The 18,833-nt window shown below is 44.9% G+C and carries 15 protein-coding genes and 5 pseudogenes; 17 read left to right on the top strand and 3 right to left on the bottom strand.

Translation table 11 applies throughout. From position 1 onward, the window contains the following. Positions 1-119 precede the first annotated feature (119 nt). The 12 genes and pseudogenes from GT3570_RS16280 to GT3570_RS16230 form a co-directional block, all read left to right on the top strand. Positions 120-884: a tyrosine-protein phosphatase gene (locus GT3570_RS16280; protein ID WP_014196930.1), complete on the top strand. Its 765-nt coding sequence runs from the start codon at positions 120-122 to the stop codon at positions 882-884. A 630-nt stretch (positions 885-1,514) separates the two neighbouring features. After that, positions 1,515-2,885, top strand: a complete 1,371-nt coding sequence (locus GT3570_RS16275) for an AAA family ATPase (RefSeq protein ID WP_062899045.1) — start codon at positions 1,515-1,517, stop codon at positions 2,883-2,885. Further along, a complete protein-coding gene (locus tag GT3570_RS16270; RefSeq protein ID WP_062899044.1) occupies positions 2,878-3,441 on the top strand; it encodes a hypothetical protein in 564 nt (187 codons plus the stop codon). The genes GT3570_RS16275 and GT3570_RS16270 overlap by 8 nt, the downstream gene beginning before the upstream one ends. A gap of 47 nt (positions 3,442-3,488) precedes the next feature. After that, the gene (locus GT3570_RS16265; RefSeq protein ID WP_062899043.1) at positions 3,489-4,085 is read left to right on the top strand and encodes a hypothetical protein; all 597 of its coding nucleotides are present in this window, start codon (positions 3,489-3,491) and stop codon (positions 4,083-4,085) included. Between the two features lie 126 nt (positions 4,086-4,211). After that, positions 4,212-4,475 (top strand): annotated as a pseudogene (locus GT3570_RS18270) (hypothetical protein); the annotation flags it as partial. 24 nt (positions 4,476-4,499) lie between these two features. Then, complete coding sequence (locus GT3570_RS16260) at positions 4,500-6,332, top strand: polysaccharide biosynthesis protein (RefSeq protein WP_062899042.1); 1,833 nt, start codon at positions 4,500-4,502, stop codon at positions 6,330-6,332. 39 nt (positions 6,333-6,371) lie between these two features. After that, complete coding sequence (locus tag GT3570_RS16255; protein ID WP_062899041.1) at positions 6,372-6,986, top strand: hypothetical protein; 615 nt, start codon at positions 6,372-6,374, stop codon at positions 6,984-6,986. 68 nt (positions 6,987-7,054) lie between these two features. Next, entirely contained in the window at positions 7,055-8,503 is a 1,449-nt protein-coding gene (locus GT3570_RS16250) for an IS66-like element ISBst12 family transposase (RefSeq protein WP_062898466.1), read from the top strand. Positions 8,504-8,616: 113 nt separating this feature from the next. Further along, positions 8,617-9,372 carry a hypothetical protein gene (locus tag GT3570_RS16245; RefSeq protein WP_062899040.1) on the top strand — a complete coding sequence of 252 codons (756 nt, stop codon included), beginning with the start codon at positions 8,617-8,619 and terminating at the stop codon, positions 9,370-9,372. Continuing rightward, complete coding sequence (locus GT3570_RS16240; protein ID WP_062899039.1) at positions 9,369-9,860, top strand: hypothetical protein; 492 nt, start codon at positions 9,369-9,371, stop codon at positions 9,858-9,860. The genes GT3570_RS16245 and GT3570_RS16240 overlap by 4 nt, the downstream gene beginning before the upstream one ends. Then, positions 9,860-11,020: a hypothetical protein gene (locus tag GT3570_RS16235; RefSeq protein ID WP_156484093.1), complete on the top strand. Its 1,161-nt coding sequence runs from the start codon at positions 9,860-9,862 to the stop codon at positions 11,018-11,020. The genes GT3570_RS16240 and GT3570_RS16235 overlap by 1 nt, the downstream gene beginning before the upstream one ends. 55 nt (positions 11,021-11,075) lie before the next feature. Next, positions 11,076-11,573, top strand: a pseudogene (locus tag GT3570_RS16230) (polysaccharide biosynthesis protein); the annotation flags it as partial. Positions 11,574-12,310: 737 nt separating this feature from the next. Here GT3570_RS16230 and GT3570_RS18860 read toward each other — a convergent pair. From GT3570_RS18860 to GT3570_RS19225, 3 genes are all read right to left on the bottom strand, one after another. Then, positions 12,311-12,688, bottom strand: coding sequence for a transposase (locus tag GT3570_RS18860; protein WP_318258054.1), 378 nt, complete (start codon positions 12,686-12,688; stop codon positions 12,311-12,313). A 79-nt stretch (positions 12,689-12,767) separates the two neighbouring features. Next, positions 12,768-12,857, bottom strand: a complete 90-nt coding sequence (locus GT3570_RS19230; protein WP_318258105.1) for a hypothetical protein — start codon at positions 12,855-12,857, stop codon at positions 12,768-12,770. Between the two features lie 30 nt (positions 12,858-12,887). Continuing rightward, positions 12,888-13,064, bottom strand: coding sequence for a hypothetical protein (locus GT3570_RS19225; protein ID WP_318258053.1), 177 nt, complete (start codon positions 13,062-13,064; stop codon positions 12,888-12,890). A gap of 235 nt (positions 13,065-13,299) precedes the next feature. Here GT3570_RS19225 and GT3570_RS16215 point away from each other — a divergent pair. The 5 genes and pseudogenes from GT3570_RS16215 to GT3570_RS19370 form a co-directional block, all read left to right on the top strand. After that, positions 13,300-14,044 (top strand): annotated as a pseudogene (locus tag GT3570_RS16215) (nucleotide sugar dehydrogenase); the annotation flags it as partial. A gap of 286 nt (positions 14,045-14,330) precedes the next feature. Then, positions 14,331-15,467, top strand: a complete 1,137-nt coding sequence (locus tag GT3570_RS16210) for an IS110-like element ISGka2 family transposase (RefSeq protein WP_062899035.1) — start codon at positions 14,331-14,333, stop codon at positions 15,465-15,467. Positions 15,468-15,803: 336 nt separating this feature from the next. After that, positions 15,804-17,105 carry an oligosaccharide flippase family protein gene (locus GT3570_RS16205; RefSeq protein WP_156484092.1) on the top strand — a complete coding sequence of 434 codons (1,302 nt, stop codon included), beginning with the start codon at positions 15,804-15,806 and terminating at the stop codon, positions 17,103-17,105. Positions 17,106-17,112: 7 nt separating this feature from the next. Then, positions 17,113-17,855, top strand: a pseudogene (locus GT3570_RS16200) (DegT/DnrJ/EryC1/StrS family aminotransferase); the annotation flags it as partial. Between the two features lie 231 nt (positions 17,856-18,086). Then, a pseudogene (locus GT3570_RS19370) lies at positions 18,087-18,796 on the top strand (acyltransferase). Positions 18,797-18,833 lie beyond the last annotated feature (37 nt).

Below are 18,833 nucleotides of genomic sequence, written 5' to 3'. Positions count from 1 at the left end.
AATCAGTGGAATTTGCCTTCCATTTCGACAATGTTCGACAAACCTCACCCATTGATAGCCTGTTTTTCCTATGTTACCATAATAGGTGTTTAGTAGAGCGAAAAAAGGAGGAGTGGACGATGATCGACATTCATAGCCATATTTTGCCTGGCGTTGACGACGGAGCGGCGGCGATGGAGAACGCCATCGCCATGGCGCAAGCCGCAGCCAAGGAGGGGATTACAACGATCATCGCCACTCCCCATCATCAAAATGGAACGCATGACAACCCAAGACCAGCCGTCCTTTCCTTGGCGGCGGAACTAAATGACGAATTGAAACGGCGCGGCATCGCCTTGAACGTGCTTCCAGGCCAAGAAGTGCGCATCCACGGAGACTTGCTTGACGGCCTTGCCCGAGGCGAGGTGATGACGCTTGCCGATACATCATACATGTTGATCGAATTTCCGCCCGATCATGTGCCGAAGTATGCGGAGCAACTCCTCTTTGATGCCCAAGTGAAAGGGTTTATCCCGATCATCGCCCATCCGGAGCGAAACGCCGAGATCATCGAAACCCCCGAGCGGCTTTACCAGCTCGTCAAACGCGGCGCCTTGGCCCAGCTGACGGCATCAAGCATTACGGGCCATTTCGGCAAGAAAATCAAAACGTTCTCGTTTCAGCTGATCGAAGCGAACTTGGCCCATTTCATCGCCTCGGACGCCCACAACACGAAAACGCGGCCGTTTCGCCTCCGCGAGGCGTACGAGGTGATCCGGAAAGAATACGGGACAGACATGGTGTACTACTTCCAAGAGAACGCCGAGCTGCTCGTTCGCGGCCAAGCCGTGTTCCGCGACGAACCACAGCGGGTGAAAAAGAAAAAGTTCCTTGGCCTCTTTTAGAAATAGTTGGCAGTATGATATAAACCTGAATCCGTGATAAAGACGCGTTCAAACTGCCAAGAAAACTTGATAAATCAACAAATATTGCACTCGGGGTTCTTCACCTAATAGGTGAACATTCGGAATTGAGTTGATACTTTGGCATGATTGGGTTTTCCAGCATTTTTGATACACTTCTGTCACGGATTCAGGATAAAATAATTTTAGAAATACTTCTTTTCTTTTGCCCTTTCGTTGTCGAAACATGACTTGTTTCTTGTAGAACGATTCGCGATGATGTCGACCGGCATCCAATAGCGGCGGCTCTTTCTTTAAGACAGTTTGGCTCGCGCGGCAAGAGATTCATAGCGGCGGCTTCTTTGTCTTAAAGACAGGCCGTTTTCTTCGTTGATGCCGTTTCGTTCGGTGATGTCTCCTTACCGTTATCAATGGAGGCACTCGGCCATGCCGTGGGTGGGGACGATGACGGTCCTGGCACCTTAGACGCCCGTCGTCGAGGGTGTGGCGTGAGGGCGGGTTAGATGCCCGATTTTTCACTCGTTTTTACCCAATCAGTGATTATGAGTCAGGCGTATCGTTTATAATAGAAAGATAGAGGACTCGTAATTTGTAAAGAGAGGCGATACGCGCATGGAACAAACTTGGGCGTTAAAGGTCGAGCGGTTCGGAAAGATCAAACAGGGGGAAATCGATATTGCCCCGTTGATGTTGTTTGTCGGCGACAACAACAGCGGCAAAAGCTATATGATGTCGCTTCTTTGGGGGGTATTGTCCGAGGGACGCAAACTGTTTCCGAAAGACCCTCCGACCACGTCAATGTACAAGGAAATCGATCGCTTTCTTGAATCGTCTATCGGCTATGACTGCCTCATCCAAGACCGTGAAGCGCAGCTGTTTGTCCAATGGTTTAATGATGTTCTTCGAAACAAAAAAAGCGAGTTGATCAGAACGATTTTTCGCCGCAAAATTCCGATCGGTTCGTTAAGCATCGAGCGCTACCGCCGTTCTGAACCGTTGCGAATCATCTTTGAAAGGAAAGATTCGCTCCAAGGCACTCGTTTTTCGACGGGGAAACACTATATTCGCATCCCGTATACGGATCGAAGCAAGGGACAAGCGACAGAGCGGTATCGCATGGCTCAATACATTACGTGGAACTTGCTTATGGATGGGCTCACATCGCCGTTTTACCCGCCATCCAGACAAGGCGGCATCCAAGGGCGGGCCATTGGCGAAGCGCTGTATTTGCCCGCTTCGAGAACAGGGTTCATGTTGTCTTACAAGGCGCTGGTGCAAGAGATGATGGAACGGATGATCAACGAAGAACATGAGGAACCATCCCTTGACTTCACTTTGCCTGTATATCGATTCTTGCAAGCGTTGTTGCGTTTGGAGGAAAGTGGACAGTCTAAATACGCGGATATCGGACGGTTTATTGAAACCCAGATTGCCAACGGGACCATGGACCAAGAAAAAGGACCCATTCCATCGTTTTACTATTGCCCGCAAGGCAAACAAGAGCGCTTGCCGTTGTATGTTACATCTTCGCTCGTAACCGAGCTGTCTCCGCTCATTTTATTTTTAAAATCGAAAGCAACATATCGTTCGCTCTTTTTTGAAGAGGCAGAAGCGCATCTGCATCCACGCGTCCAGCGTATATTAGCCACTGCGCTTGTCAAGCTGGTCAACCGAGGCATGCCTGTATGGCTGACCACTCATAGCGACATTTTGTTCCAACAGGTGAACAATTTGATCAAACTTCACCAGCATCCAAAGAGAGAACAGTTGATGAAAACGTATGGTTATGTCGATGAGGATGCGATTGATCCGAAAAAGGTGAGGGCGTACCAGTTCCGCCTGCAAGGCCAAGACACGATCATCACACCGCTCATTCCGACCGAAAACGGCTTTCCGGCGGAAACGTTCAACGAAGTCATTTTGCAGTTGAATGAAGAGACGTATGCATTCCAGATCGGGGAAGAGGATGGAGAGGATGAATAACCTCGAATACCTTGAGCGAAGCTTTTATGAGAAAACGGGGGAAACAGGTGGAACGTTATATGTTATTGAGCAGGAAAAATCAGGAGAAGCTCGATTAACGCTCCATTGTTCCAACGAAGCAGTGGTGTTTTCGATCAAACCCAACAGAGGGTTCCCTTATCTTCGAACAAAAAACACCCCCGATGGCATCGTCTTTGTCAAAAGAGAGGAGCAACGTTGGGAACTGCACATTTTTGAATGTAAAAAAACGGTAGGAGAGGACAGTTGGGAAAAGGCGAAACGGCAGTTCGAAGGTGGCATCCTTCATGCCTATATGTTAAGAGGGCTTTTGGATCTTCCGCCTTTTTCAAAAATATGTGTATACACGGCCTACCGGGATGACCATTTATCGAAAAACTCGCCAGATCCAGCTTTGTTTCGGCAGCCGGTGGGCAAACCCGTGAAGAAGCCGCCGTATGCGGACTGGGATGATCCAAGCCTTGTCATTTTGGGGCATGAAGTTCCTCATCAACGCATTCCACTGAATGACTCCGGACAAGGAGAATACACGTTGTAACGTTTTCCTGCCGCGCCATGCTATAATGGTGGCAAGGAGGTGAAGCGATGAGCCAAGAGCTGAAAGAATTGCTCCGCTCCGTCTTGCAAGAAGAACTGAAACCAGTCCACGACAGGCTCGAGCGGTTGGAAGGCACAGTCGGACACATTCGCCAAAACGTATTCCAGCTTCAGAAGGAAGTCACCCAACTGCAAGAAGGTCAACGGACATTAGAAACCACGGTTTCCCAAATTCAAAAGGATGTTGCCCAGCTCCAAGAAGGGCAGAAGGCGTTGCAGCGTGATGTCATTCAGCTCCAAGAAGGCCAGAAAGCATTGCAGCGTGATGTCGTCCAGCTCCAAGAAGGACAACGGACATTGGAAACGACGGTTTCCCAAATTCAAAAAGACATTGTCCAGTTGCAAGCAGGCCAACAAACATTAGAACACGAGATGGCCGGCATCAAGCAGACGCAAGAACGAATCCTCGAAGAGCTGCGCGTTTCCAAACACAATCAAGCACTCATTTTAAACGATGTCACGAGCATCAGAAAATCCGTCGATGTCACCGTCTCGTACTTGCAGCGCCGATCCGATGTGATGTTCGACAAACTGATCGATCATGAAAAAGAAATTTTAAACCTGAAATCAAAAATGCCAAACTAAGTCCCAAAAAGGGGCTGTTTTTTATGCCCATATGCATCGGCGCATCGGCGCAGCTGCGGTTGCACCGATGCGCGGGGGCATATGAGCCAAAATACATAGGGGGTTCCATCAATTGAAAAAAGTGCACAAAGCGATGGTCTCGGCGGCGAAATCCAGCTCACCGACGCGATTCAAAAACTGAACGAAATTCAATGCGTCTTCGCCTATGAATTCGAAGGCAAGCGGTACGACGTTGGGGAGAAGCTCGGGTTTATGAAAACGACGATTGAGTTTGCGGTGCAGAATGAGGAGCTGCGAGATGATTTGCTTGAGTTGATGGAGAACATCGTAGAAAAAACAAAGCAACATATGAACGTACAACGAGCCGTCATCCACAAGGTTCGTTTTTGATTATGGTGAAGGGGGACGCAAGCGTTGGCGTATCGACATCGATTGACGTTTTTAGTGCTGCTCGATTCAGCGATTGTGCTGACAGCGATTTATATTAGCGTGTTTACGCTTTATCCACATGTAGAGATATTGGAACATAAGCCGATTCTCTTGTCGGCGGTCACCCTGTTGGTGAGTCATCACCTGTTCGCATTTGTTTATCGCTTATACCATAAAGCGTGGGAATACGCAAGCATCGGTGAACTGACGGCGATTATCAAAGCGGTCACACTGTCGGTTATGACCACAGCGGCCGTGCAGTTTGCCGTGTTCCATGACATCTACGCTCGCGCATTAATGATCACGTGGATGATTCACATTCTTTCAATTGGCGGCTCGCGCTTCGTCTGGCGCGTGTTCCGTGACCGCTATATCAAATCGGATGTCAATAAACGGCGGACGATGATCATCGGCGCGGGGGCGGCGGGCATGATGGTCGTGCGCCAGCTCCTCAATAACCCGGAAGCGGAGTTAAAGCCCGTCGTTTTTATTGACGATGACCCAAACAAACAAAAGCTGCAATTTTTCGGGATTCCCGTGCTCGGAACAACGGAAGACATCGAGGACATCGTCCAAACGTTGCGGATCGAACAGATTATTATCGCCATTCCGTCGTTGACAAAAAAACAGTTGAACCGCATTTTCGAGCAATGCGCCAAAACGAACGCCAAAACGCAAATCGTCCCGAAACTCGAAGACATCGTCACCGGCAAAGTATCGGTCAGCCAATTCCGCGACGTCCAAGTCGAGGACTTGCTCGGCCGCGAACCGGTCGAACTCGATATCGAAAGCATCGCAAGCTATATCGAAAACAAAACGATTTTAGTCACGGGAGCTGGGGGCTCGATCGGCTCGGAAATTTGCCGCCAAGTATGTCAATTTCGGCCGAAAAAACTCGTCCTTCTCGGCCATGGCGAAAACAGCATTTACCAAATCGACATGGAACTCCGCCATCAATATAAAGGCCAAATCGAAATCGTCCCTGTCATTGGCGACATCCAAGACCGCACACGCATGTTTGAAGTGATGGAAGAACATAAGCCAGATGTCGTCTACCATGCCGCCGCCCATAAGCACGTGCCGCTCATGGAATACAATCCGAAAGAGGCGGTCAAAAACAACATTTTCGGCACGAAAAATGTTGCCGAAGCCGCCGATACATTCGGGGTACATACGTTTGTCCTTATCTCTTCAGACAAAGCCGTCAACCCGACAAACGTCATGGGAGCGACCAAGCGGTTCGCCGAAATGCTCATCCAGCAGCTCGACAAACAAAGCAAAACGAAATTCGTCGCCGTCCGCTTTGGAAACGTCTTGGGGAGCCGTGGCAGCGTCATCCCGCTGTTCAAAAAACAAATCCAAGCAGGCGGCCCAGTCACCGTCACCCACCCGGACATGACACGCTACTTCATGACCATTCCCGAAGCGTCCTGCCTCGTCATCCAAGCCGGGGCGCTTGCCAAAGGCGGCGAAATCTTTGTCCTCGACATGGGTGAACCGGTCAAAATCGTCGATCTCGCGAAAAACTTAATCAAACTATCCGGCTATACCGTCGAAGAAATCGGTATCGAATTCACCGGCATTCGTCCTGGCGAAAAGCTGTTTGAAGAGCTGCTTAATGAAAACGAAGTCCATCCAGAGCAGGTGTTTCCGAAAATATTTATTGGGAAAGCAACAGCGGTGGAAGAGAAAGTTCTTCAAGACTTTATGGAGCGGTTTGAAGAGATGGACAAAGAAGAGGTTAAGGCAAGATTGTTGGGGATTGCGAATAGTCGGTTTATGTCGAAGGGTTCTGTAAACTCAGCAGTGAATCAATAGTTTAAAAGTAAGTAGTCTTAAAAAAGAAGGTGTTTCTCTTTGATAAAACAACAATTCTTTTATAATAATCAAGAAATAATGCGAATTTATCATGATGGATTTGATGATTATCCGATCCATAGAACAATTTATCAAGAAGAAAAGTTATCTGCTGGAACCATAGTATTTAAAGAATCTTGGATTGATACGCTTGATCTGGAAGAGATTTCTTATCATTGTCATGCAGAGGGATTTTTACCATCACAACACGATAAAAATCCGTATGTGGCGTTATGTTGTAATTATAAGGAATTCATTACAATGGACAAACAATGGGTCGAAAAGATGATAGATGAACAACCACAGTTATTTGATGAAATTGCTCAGTACATTAAGAAGTGGTCTAATTTTAATCTCCATAAGTCTCCTTATACTTTAGGGAATATTCTTATTTTTACACCCACCAAAATTGAAGTGAAAAAAATTTTATCTAAAGAAAATAAACGCAACTTTCAACTTCACGTTTTACAGAATGGTTACGGAGAACTTATGTGCATCGCTAAGTTTAAATTTAACAATATAATTGTTGATACAAAAATATTACCAGTCCAAGATCAGCATCTGCTTGAATCAAGCAGGGAATGGAATAAGGGTAACTATTCAGCCACATCATAAAGTGAGCTGAATATTTTCTTCTTTCCTTGTCTATGATGTGAATATTGATAGACAAGGAGGTGAATCGCATGTTGACGGTACAACAAGCTGTATTTACAGTTGAGAGCTTAATCGGCAAAGTTCAACAACAAAAACAGCTCATTCATCAACTCATTCAAGAAAATGAACATTTGCGTCACGAAAACAAACAACTACGCAAAGAAAATGAACAACTGAAGTACCGTGTTCAAGAGCTGGAAGCACGCACGAAAAAAAACAGCTCCAATAGCCATTTGCCCCCATCTTCTGACCGTTTTGAGAAAAAGCGTTCCTCCCGCGAGCCGTCTGGCAAAAAGCCTGGTGGGCAAGAGGGACATGAGGGGAAGACGCTCCGTCAAGTGGAACATCCACATCATCGTGTCGTCCACCGTGTGCATACGTGTCAAGGATGTGGAGCTTCTTTGCGTGAAGTCAAACCGTTCAAAGTCGATATCCGTCAAGTGTTTGATGTCCCTCCTGTGGCGATCGAGGTGACACAACATGAACGTGAAGTGAAATCGTGTCCACATTGTCGATGCGTGCAACAAGCCGAATTCCCATCCCATGTCACGAATCATGTGCAATACGGTCCACGGCTCACGGCGCTCGTTGTTTATTTACATCATATCCAATTGATCCCGTACAAGCGTTTAAGTGATACAATCGAAGCGTTATATCAACACTCGATTAGTACAGGAACCCTTGCCAATATGGTGAAACGAGGACGCGAAGCGCTGGAATCAAATATGGACATCATCGAAGACGCCTTACTTGAATCCAACATCCTGCATGTCGATGAAACGAGTTTGCGCATCAATGGGAAACTCGCATGGGTGCATGTCGCGTGTACATCGAGATATACATACTTGGCTCCTCACGCTTCTCGTGGAAAAAAAGCGACCGATGATATCGGGATTCTTCCCCGATATGAAGGGACGATGATGCACGATGCGTTCGGTACGTATCCGAAATACACACATGCCACCCATGCCCTTTGTCATGCCCACCATTTGCGTGAGTTAAAAGGATTCATCGAACAGGGGCATACGTGGGCGATGCGCATGACCACGTTTCTGTTAGCCGCCAAGCAAGCCGTCGAAGCCCATCACGGTGCACTTTCCGAAGAAGAAGCGAGACGGTGGGAACGAGTGTATGATCGCATCCTAGAAAGAGCACAACACCGATTGGAAACGATGACGCCTCTTCCGAAAAAAGCACTCGCTTTTGTTCGACGCCTTCAAAAACGAAAGGAAGAAGCGCTGCGTTTCTTACGTGAAGTACATGTTCCCTTTGATAACAACCAAGCCGAACGCGATCTTCGCATGGTCAAAGTCAAAGAGAACATTTCGGGTACGTTTCGCGAAGAAACATTCGCGCAGTCGTTTTGCATCGCAAGAAGCATCGTTTCCACACTGACGAAACACGAAAAAAACGTGTGGGATTCGTTATGTCTTCTGTTGGCAGGCGAAACGATCGATCGAGTTCTTTCCGCTACCTAGGGCATTTTCTATGACCGAAATGCCCTATTTGTGCTGGGCTTTTTTATACACTAGCACTGGGGTGAATAGTTACGAATAAGGTAGATATTGAATTATATGGGAACAATCGATTAGTGTATGCTTGCTATGATGTTTCGTTCATTAGATCAATTCATATTACAATGGGGATCACGACGAAGCAAATCAAAGTGCCTTTGCAGTTATCCAGCAAGACCGTGGTACTAAAAGATATTGTTTATGAGCCGATCACAATAGGAGAAGCAAACGCAGAACCACTAAACTCTTATTTTTATCGGGAAAAACTTTTGGCTAGTCGATTCATAAAAGGGCGGCGTTTTGAATTTATCACTAAGGGGCAATATGAACGAGCACTTGAAATTTTTGAAGAAATTGTTGAATCTGGTGGGTTTGATCATATGTGGGTATATGATCGGTATTTTATGGATTGTAGCCCAGAAGGCGGAGAAAAACGAATCAATGATATTATTAAGGTGCTTGGGAAGAACAACCGATTGAGCAAACATATTGTGTTTAAAGCAAAATCGAAAGAAGATGCGGAACAACAGTTTGAGCAGTTTCAAAAAACGATTCAACCTACGGTTAGCTTTTTAAACAAAAGAGGTTTTACTTTAAATTTTACCTTTTATGGAACAATAGAACCATTTCATGACCGCTTTTTGTTTTTGATAAATAAAAATAATACGGATGTATTTCGGGCTTTTATGTTAGGTACTTCTTTCAATTCATTTGGAGATAATTATTCGGCAATTATTGAACTTGATCCTTTAGATGGAAAACATGTGTTTCGTATTTTAGAGGAAAATATTGTTTCACAAAACCACATTGTTTTATCAAGGGGATTACAATGATCGCTTACAAATCATGTGAAGTGAAAGATTACTTTGTAAGTGAACTTGAATATTTTACGACAGGTGGTTCATACGTAGCAATTATCGTGGATCCATATTATGGTGGTGTTAGTTCTGATCTCCAAAACAGGGTCAAGGAATTTTTAGATTTTATTCAAAACTTTCTCCGGCCAGTAAAAATGATATGGTTTTACAATAGCAGAAACTGTCGACCTATTTCCTTTTCCAGCATTGAACCGATTGATTTAGTTGAACAAGGGTTTCGAGTCCATGACCGGTTTCTTTTTTTATATGATGTGGAAGAGCAAGCATACGTAAAACATTTTCATCTTGGCGGGTCATTGAATAGTATAGATTTGCAGCAACAAGAAAGGCCTATTCCGATTATGAGAATTTCACAACTGCATGAACATGAGATTTCAGAGATTCATGAATTATTACAGCAGCTTGAAACCATTTATGCGAAAAAGAACTGGGGATGCTCATAATGAAAGAAAAAATCGAAGAAATTGCTTCTATCTTTAACGAAAGAAGAAATGGCTGGTATAGCTTAAAGCCAAAGTTAGAGCAGTTGTTAGGCACAAAAACGTGGAAAGAGTTGATTGATGAATTTGAGTCTGAACTTTCCTCGTTTCCTAAAGGGAAAGGTCCTCATTACAGTTTAGTGTTTTATTTAGCGCTTATGATTATCATATCCAACAACGTGAATAAAAAAGAAGTCGCTGAATATGTGAAGGAGAAAAACAGCTATCGCTTGATGATAAGAGGATTAGAACTGCTTTTGTCATCACAATCGAAAACATTAAGATATGAGGCGGAATTAATGGCACATGAATACAAAAACAAATATGAATATGTTTCCCATTTCAGCGGCTACGTTCCAGATTATCAAATAGATATGAGGGGATATTTATTATTGCTCCAATTCCTTTATGAAGCGAATCGCGATGATTTTTGGCGAGTTTTGGAGAAAGACCAACAAAATGCGATCTTTTTATGCGTAATGTTAGGGGGAGAGTTATCGTTCCCTTACGAAGAATTGATCCCTTTGCTGGCATCGGACGATGAACTGAAAGCAAACGGCGCTTTCTTTTATTTCATGCAGCATTATCAGTTTTACTTAATGGAAGGGAATGAAGAGAAAACGATAAAGGAAATGGAGACAATTGCTAGTATATTGCAGCGACTCCCTGTTGAAAAAAGAATTGCTCTAATTATTAATTACATGTTTGTAGAAAAGGATCATCCTAGTATTTTTGTGGAAGAGTTACAAAAGGCAGATGGTGAACTGCTTGTACAGCACCTTCAACGTCAAGAATTGGAAAAACTCCATCAACTCGTTAAGCTCTATCCATTCATGAAAATCACCAAAGACGAAAAAATAGAAAAATTGTTTGTCGAGCGTTTTCTTCAATGGCTGCGCAACGGGGGAAATCCATATGGATGGGATTCCTCGAAGGAAAGGGCAAAAGACATCATTGGCTTACTATCGTCAGGGGTAAAAGCTGAGTTAGTCAAGGAGCTTTCCATTATCAAAGAGGACCTTTTGGTAAGTTCGTTTGATAGACAAGTTCGATATAGCCATTATTATAGAGATAAGGAAAGGGAAAAAATAGTTGAAGAAGTAGTTTTAGTTTGTTCGAATTGAATGTTTCCCTATTGTCTTCGTAATGCTTATATCATTTATTCCAATGAAATTTGCCGCCGTCCGCTTTGGAAACGTCCTCGGCAGCCGCGGCAGCGTCATCCCGCTGTTCAAAAAACAAATCCAAGCGGGCGGTCCCGTCACCGTCACCCACCCGGACATGACGCGCTACTTCATGACGATTCCGGAAGCCTCCCGCCTCGTCATCCAAGCCGGGGCGCTTGCCAAAGGCGGGGAAATCTTCGTCCTCGACATGGGTGAACCGGTCAAAATCGTCGACCTTGCGAAAAACTTAATCAAACTGTCCGGCTATACCGTCGAAGAAATCGGCATCGAATTCACCGGCATCCGTCCGGGCGAGAAAATGTTCGAGGAATTGCTCAACGAAAACGAAGTGCACCCGGAGCAGGTGTTTCCGAAGATTCATATTGGGAAGGCGACGGCGGTCGACGAAGCCATCCTCCGCGACTTTATGGAGCGGTTTGGGGAGATGAGCGAGGGAGAGGTGAGGGAGAGGTTGTTGGGTGTTGTGAATGGTGAACTTATGATACTATAAGGGGGAGTAATGAAAAGTTATGAGTGATAAAAAGGAGCAAGAGAAAAAATATCTAAACAAACCATAGGGTATTTATGGGAAAAACCATTAAGCAAGAAGGCGTAGCTAATATAGGATGGCAGACAGATGTTGATGAATCATTAGAAATAGGAGCGTTAGTTCCTTTCGGATATATTTCTGGATATTAAGGAAGCAGCTGATGAACTGACAGATAAAGCTGTTGAATGTGGATTAGAAGATTTATATGTATTTCCAATTATGTTTCTTTATCGGCATTATTTAGAGTTGCTTCTGAAAAACATGTACTTTAAGTGTTCGGAAGACAGTATCTGGGAGAAGAAAGCTTTTGTTAAAAAGAATGGGCATAAACTATCATCTTACTGGGGAAAGTGTAAACACCTGTTATATCGGAGTAATCTTCAGACGACATTGATAAAATCGGTGGCTTGGTAAATGATTTTGAGCGAATTGATGAGCGTTCATTTACATTTAGGTATTATTTGGATAAAAATCTTGATATGACATTACCGAAAGACTTATTTGTTGATTTGAAAATTGAAAAGTTAATTTCTCGATGACGCGGCACACCCTAAGCGCCACAACACTTCCTCTGGGCGTTCCTGAATGTGATGGACAAACCGTTGAACGGCCTGAAGGATCTCGTGGCGGTCCTTGTGAAAGACATTCGCGATCACCGTATCCTTCAACCATTTCCATAAACGCTCGATCGGATGGAGCTACCGTGAATACGGGGGAAGATACAGGAAGTGAAAACACTGCCCTTCTTCCCGCAAAAAGTCCTTCACCATTTGAGCATGATGAATCCGGTCGTTGTCCAAGATTAACGCAATCAGTCGGTTGGGATGCCGCTCTTTGAGCAGACGCAAGAAATCAAGGAACGTCTTGGCATTGGCGGCCTCCGCTTGATGAACCAAGGTGTCCCCATCGTGGACGTTCACGGCGCCCAATACTGAAACATGGGCATGATGGCCGAATGTCGGCACTCGCTTTTGACGACCGGTCTCGGACCAGATGGATCGCAAGACATGATCGGAGCGGATATGGGTTTCATCCATGTACAGAAGAACGGCATCTTCGGTATCCTTGGTGATCAAGTTTTTTTATCAGATCTATTTGCTTTTCAAATCGCTTTTGCTCATCCGGATTCCCTTTGGCCAACTTCGTAGGGCGAGTTCACGACAGCCCTTGGTGGTGCAGCAGTTTTTTCGCAGCGCTTCCGCGGGAAAGGGAAACACCGAAGTGCTTTTCAACATAGGATTGCAGGAGTTTGGTGTTCCACGCCGAAGCGACATCCTAGCCCAATTCCGCGGGAGTCGTGGTGAGCACGAGCTGCTTGACCTCTTCCTGCTGTTCTGCGGTGAGAAACGGGTGGCATCCTGGAGGAAAATCTCGATGAAGCAAGAGTTCCAAGCCGCCTTCGTTGAACAGCGACACATAGTGGGAAACGGTTTGTCGGCAGACGTTGGCCATGTAAGTTGCTTCTTTGCCCAAATAGCCTTTCCATCACCAACCGGACTGTCATCATCCGTTGACGGAGAAGCGTATTTTTGATTTTTCGCTCCTGCTTGCGAAGTTTCCGTGATGATCATCCGTGATCGTTGGTGATTTGGAGATGTTTCATGAAAGATCCCACTCATTTTCTATGGTTTTTCTTGGGAGCAGGATCACCGGAGTGTGCACTGATGATACGAAGGTTGACTCTTTTATGAGCGTGTATATAGAAAGCACAACGTATCTCCGGAACAACAGAAGAGGTCGTCAAACCGATTTTAGAAGAATCAGGGCTAGTATGTGGCGAGCACTTTTTCTTAGCGTATTCCCCAGAACGCGTCGACCCAGGCAACAAGCAATACAACACGAAAAATACGCCAAAAGTCGTCGGGGGAGTCACGCCGACATGCACCCTTGTCGCATCAACCATGTACCGAAGTGTCCTTGAAGGCGATGTTCATGAAGTGTCCAGCCGCAAAGTAGCAGAGATGGAAAAAATTCCCGAAAATACATTCCGTAACATCAACATCGCCTTAGGAAACGAAATGGCTATCTTGTGCCAAAAAATGGGTATTGATGTCTGGGAAGTCATCGATGCGGCAGCAACCAAACCGTACGGATTTATGCCCTTCTGTCCAGAACCGGGATTGGGCGGCCATTGCATCCCGATCGCTCCTTGGTATTTAACGTGGAAGGCAAGAGAATACAACTACCATACACGCCTAATCGAAATCGCCGGTGAAATTAACGACAGCATGCCCGATTTTGTCGTCCAGCGCTGTGCAGAAATTTTAAATGAACATGGGAAAGCGTTGAAAGGTTCAAATATTTTTGTGTTAGGTGTGGCTTATAAAAAAGATATCGACGACTACCGCGAGTCGCCAGTGTTACCCATTCTAACGAAATTGACAAAAGCAGGGGCAAACTGGACGGTTGTCGATCCGCACGTGAAAGAGTTTAATTGGAACGGAAAAGATCCATGGGCAATGGTTTGCCCTCCACCCAGGGATGAAAATCCCCCTTTTCTTCCCATAATGAAGAATAGGCGCAAACAGTTCAACAGGACGTTATGCTTAATGGTGGCTTAGACCCTGTACGGAAAAGTGTTTGAATCCACTGGGTGCACCACCCATTGTCCGCCCTTTCCCGATGCGGAGGAAAGGTGACGACGAACGGAAAACTGCCGCATTTCTCCCGTGGATTCGCTGTTTGCGCACTCGATCATCGAAAAGGAGGATTTTCATCATGGATGTCATCTATCCTCGCTGCGCAGGATTGGATGTTCATGCCGAAACCATCGTCGCCTGCGCGCTATGGGAAGAAGATGGACACATTCAAAAGGACATTCAAACCTTCTCCACGTTCTCGAAGGGACTTGGCGACCTGCTTGAGTGGCTCGAAGAACATGGCGTTACCCATGTCGCCATGGAATCCACCGGCGTGTATTGGAAACCGGTCTTCGCCTTCCTCGAGGGCTATGTCGACTTGACTTTGGCCAATCCGCAGCGGATCAAAAATGTCCCGGGAAGAAAAACCGATGTCTCGGACGCCGAGTGGATCGCCAAGCTGCTCCGCCATGGACTCGTTGAAAAAAGTTTCGTCCCCCCAGCGGATATTCGCGAATTGCGGGATTTTACCCGCCTCCGCAAAAAGTGGGTCGGACAGCTGACTTCGGAGAAAAACCGGATTCAAAAAGTGCTCGAGTCTTCCAATGTCAAACTCGGCTCGGTCCTCTCCGATCTCTTCGGCGTTTCCGGAAAAGACATCCTCGCCCGGCTGCTTGAGAAGGGATACGTGGACAAGGACGAGTTGGATCAATGCCTGCGCGGCAGGCTCAAAAAGAAAAAGCAGGCGGTGTACGATTCGCTGCTCGGCACCTTGACCGAACACGAGCTCCGTCTCCTTCGCCTCTTGTGGAAACACGTTGAGGAATTGGAGCGGCTCATCGAAGAAGTCGACCAGCACATCGACCGCCTGCTCGAGCCGTATCGGGAGGAAGTGGACTTACTGATGACCATGCCTGGAATCAAAAAACAAACCGCCGCCGTCATCATAGCCGAGATGGGAACCGACATGAGCGTCTTTGAAACGCCGGAACGGGCGGCTTCATGGACTGGATTGTCCCCCGGCAACCATGAAAGCGCCGGAAAGCGAAAGAGCACGCGCACGACAAAAGGCAATCCCCATCTCCGATCGGCGTTATGCGAGGCGGCATGGTCAGCAGCTCGATCCAAGACGCATCCCTTGTCCCGAAAGTTTTGGTCGTTGGCGGCCCGGTGCGGGAAGAAAAAAGCCCTCATCGCCATTGCTCGGCGGATGTTGGTGATCATCTTTTGCATGATCTCCCGCAAAGAGCCGTTCCGCCAACCACAACTTATTTAGTCTAGCCAAAAGGCAGACAGGTTATACGAGATGCCTAAAATCGGGCACCTCTGCTTTCCTATTGCCTTTTTTGGCCATTTTCAGTATACCCTCACGGATCAGGAGCGTATACCGCACTCACCAAGTGGTGGGGATTTTCACGGAAAATAATCGAAACGAGAGAATTGCATGACGTAAGTATTGAAGAAGCAGATCTCGTGTTAATAACAACAAATCATACTGCGTTTGATTTTGAAATGGTAGCGGAAAAGGCGAAAGTGATTTTTGATACGAGGAACGCTGTTAACAGAGAAGGCCGTAACAATTATTACAAACTTTAATCTATGATTAATTGGGGTGGCAATTGTGCAGATTTTGTATAAGATCAAAGGATTAACCAAGCAGGAGTTCTTAAGAAATGTATTGACATTAATGACCGGCATCACTATCGCACAATTGCTTCCCATTTTAGTTTCTCCTATACTAACGAGAATTTACAATCCGGTTGATTTTGGTGTTTATGCTTTATATATTTCTATCATAAGTATTGTATCTGTAGCAGTCACGTTAAGGTACGAATTTGCGATTGTAACACCTCAAAAAAGAGGAGATGCTCTAAATATATTTACTCTTTCCCTAATTGCTTCTTTTGTTACTAGCTTTTTAATGTTCATCATTGTGATTCTTTTTCATAGGGATATACTTGATTTACTAGACAACAAAAGTATAGGAATTTGGCTTTATTTGATTCCTTTTGCTACCTTTTTAATAGGTGTTACGCAAACTTTTAATTACTGGTTTAATAGGGAAAAGCGATTCGGTGTTTTGTCAAAAAGTAGGATTATACAAACATTTGGGAATATAATTCCTAATATAGCGATAGGAATAATTTATAAGAACGAATTCGGTTTAATCTTTGGTCATTTATTGGGTGCAGTTGCTTCTGTAATTTATCTTATTTACAATTTTGTTAGAGATAGAGAGATAATTAAGGAACTGAAAGAGCATGCTTCCTTATCAAAAATAAAGGAACAGGCTTTAACATACAAAGAGTATCCTCAGTTTAATATGGCAAGTGCTTTTCTAGATACAATGTCTTTACAATTGCCTGCTTTATGTGTAAGTAAAACCTACTCAAGTGTAGATTTAGGTTATTACAATCTAACGACCCGGACAATAAGTATGCCCTTGTCTGTCATATCAACTTCGGTATCACAGGTATTCTTTCAAAAAATTTCGGAGGCATACAATCAATGTAAACCATTAAGACCAATTATCTTAAATACAGCAAAATATTTATCGCTGATTTCTATTTTTCCTTTGCTAATTTTATTATTTTTTGGACCACAATTATTTTCTTTTGTTTTTGGAGAGAAATGGTCTGTTGCTGGAGAATTTGCACGAATTCTAGTATTTTCATATGCAATAAAGTTTGTTGTTTCACCTTTAAGTGTTGCCTTTTTAGCTGTTGGAGCAGTTAGAAGACTTTTTTATTTGCAATTTTTTCGATTTGTTTTTACGGTGTTCTTGCTTTTCTTAAGCTTGAATATAGATGTCATCTATTTTTTGATCTTTTACAGTTTATATGAGTTTTGTTATTACATACTGTACTTTATTTTCATCTTAAAGTTACAGACAAAGAAAAATGAGCAGGAGTAGAATAACAATGAAAATCGAAATGCTAGACCTCTCAGAACAATATCAATCCATGAAAGACAAAATCATGCAAAAGTTAGATGAAGATCATGTCCTCGTCCCGTTTTATCTTGGGAGAGAACGTTAAAAAGTTGGAATCGGATATCGTCAAATACAGCCGTGTCAAGCACCGCATTGGTGTAGGGAACGGAAGCGATGCGATCCACATCGCTCTTCAAGCGGTAGGCGTAGGGGAAGGGGATAAAGTGATCACGACGCCTTTTACGTTTTTTGTCACTGCCGGATCTATCGCGCGTACGGAGGCGAAGCCTGTTTTTGTCGACATCGATCCAGTAACATTTAACATAGATCTATCGAACATCGAAGCGGCCATTACGCCGAGAACGAAGGCAATCATTCCGTTTCACTCATATGGGCAAATGGCAGATATGGATCCGATTGTTGAGATTGCCCGGCAATATCGCTTGGCGATTATTGAAGATGCCGCTCAGGCGATTGGCGCCAAGTATAAAGGGAAAACGGTCGGGGAACTGGGGACGGTTGCAACGTACAGTTTCTTCCCGACCAAGAATTTAGGGGCTTATGGTGACGGGGGAATGATTGTCACCAATGATGATGAGGTGGTCGAGAAATGCCGCGTCATTCGCGTCCACGGCAACAAGCCCAAGTATTATCACCACGTGTTAGGTTACAACAGCCGCTTCGACGAATTGCAGGCGGCTATCTTAAAATGTGAAGTTTCCGCATCTAAACGAGCCGAAACAGAATGGATTGAAACGGTTGAGAGGGGCAACCGGTTAATCAATCCGAATTGAAGAAGATTTGGCAAAGGTAATTCAGCAATTTGAACCAACGGATTTTTCCACCCCCTTTGTATGGGGATGGAAAGGCATCGGAGAAGATCGCGAACATAATCGCAGACTTCCTTTCAGACAGCGTCCGCCTATAATTTGTATAGGCGGTTATACTTGAGGAGTGAAAAGCATGTGCGATATTAGGAAAGGTCAAAATGTAGTCATTGGGGACCATGTTTCTTTTGGGGAAAACGTGGTCATTGGGAATAATGTCATTATTTGTGAAGGCACGAAAATCGGCGATAACGTGGTGATTCAAGATAATGCTGTCATCGGTAAACAGCCGACACGTGCAAAAGCATCCGTTTTACCTGAAACCAAGCAGCTCCCACCAGCTGTGATTGGATCGGGAGTAACAATCGGAACCTCCGCAATTATTTATGCGAACGCTGAAATTGGGGATGAAGTATTCATCGCCGATTTAGCGACTGTTCGTGAGCGGGTAACGATCGGAGAAAGAACTATCGTTGGACGTGGAGTGGAAATCGAAAGCGACTGCAAGATAGGGAAATATTGCAAACTAGAGACGAATTGCTAATATTACTGCTTATTCAGAGTTAGGGGATTACGTCTTTATTGCCCCCTGTGTAGTCACGACAAATGACAATTATATGGCTTGGAGCAAAGAACGGTTTGGAAAATTCAAAGGTGTAACTGTGAAAGATGGAGGACGCATAGGGGCGAATGCGACCATTCTTCCCGGAAAGGTCATAAAAGAGGATGGAGCTGTAGCAGCTGGGAGTGTCGTGACGAAGGATGTAGAGAAGGAAGAACTAGTGGTAGGAGTGCCGGCGAGAAAATTAAGAGATGTTCCGGAATCAGTTATTAAGAAATCAATAACGTTTAGGTTGCAATAAGAGAGGGAAATTGCACAAAA

This window comes from Geobacillus thermoleovorans (assembly GCF_001610955.1).
Classification (GTDB): domain Bacteria; phylum Bacillota; class Bacilli; order Bacillales; family Anoxybacillaceae; genus Geobacillus; species Geobacillus thermoleovorans.
This window is presented reverse-complemented; position numbering and strand designations above follow the sequence as displayed.

Excerpts from the sequence above, each read along its gene's own strand:
- GT3570_RS16265 (WP_062899043.1), top strand. The coding sequence starts at position 3,489 with ATGAGCCAAGAGCTGAAAGAATTGCTCCGCTCCGTCTTGCAAGAAGAA.
- GT3570_RS16235 (WP_156484093.1), top strand. The coding sequence starts at position 9,860 with ATGAAAGAAAAAATCGAAGAAATTGCTTCTATCTTTAACGAAAGAAGA.
- GT3570_RS16280 (WP_014196930.1), top strand. The coding sequence starts at position 120 with ATGATCGACATTCATAGCCATATTTTGCCTGGCGTTGACGACGGAGCG.
- GT3570_RS16275 (WP_062899045.1), top strand. The coding sequence starts at position 1,515 with ATGGAACAAACTTGGGCGTTAAAGGTCGAGCGGTTCGGAAAGATCAAA.
- GT3570_RS16270 (WP_062899044.1), top strand. The coding sequence starts at position 2,878 with ATGAATAACCTCGAATACCTTGAGCGAAGCTTTTATGAGAAAACGGGG.
- GT3570_RS16250 (WP_062898466.1), top strand. The coding sequence starts at position 7,055 with ATGTTGACGGTACAACAAGCTGTATTTACAGTTGAGAGCTTAATCGGC.
- GT3570_RS16240 (WP_062899039.1), top strand. The coding sequence starts at position 9,369 with ATGATCGCTTACAAATCATGTGAAGTGAAAGATTACTTTGTAAGTGAA.
- GT3570_RS16210 (WP_062899035.1), top strand. The coding sequence starts at position 14,331 with ATGGATGTCATCTATCCTCGCTGCGCAGGATTGGATGTTCATGCCGAA.
- GT3570_RS19225 (WP_318258053.1), bottom strand. The coding sequence starts at position 13,064 with ATGGCCAACGTCTGCCGACAAACCGTTTCCCACTATGTGTCGCTGTTC.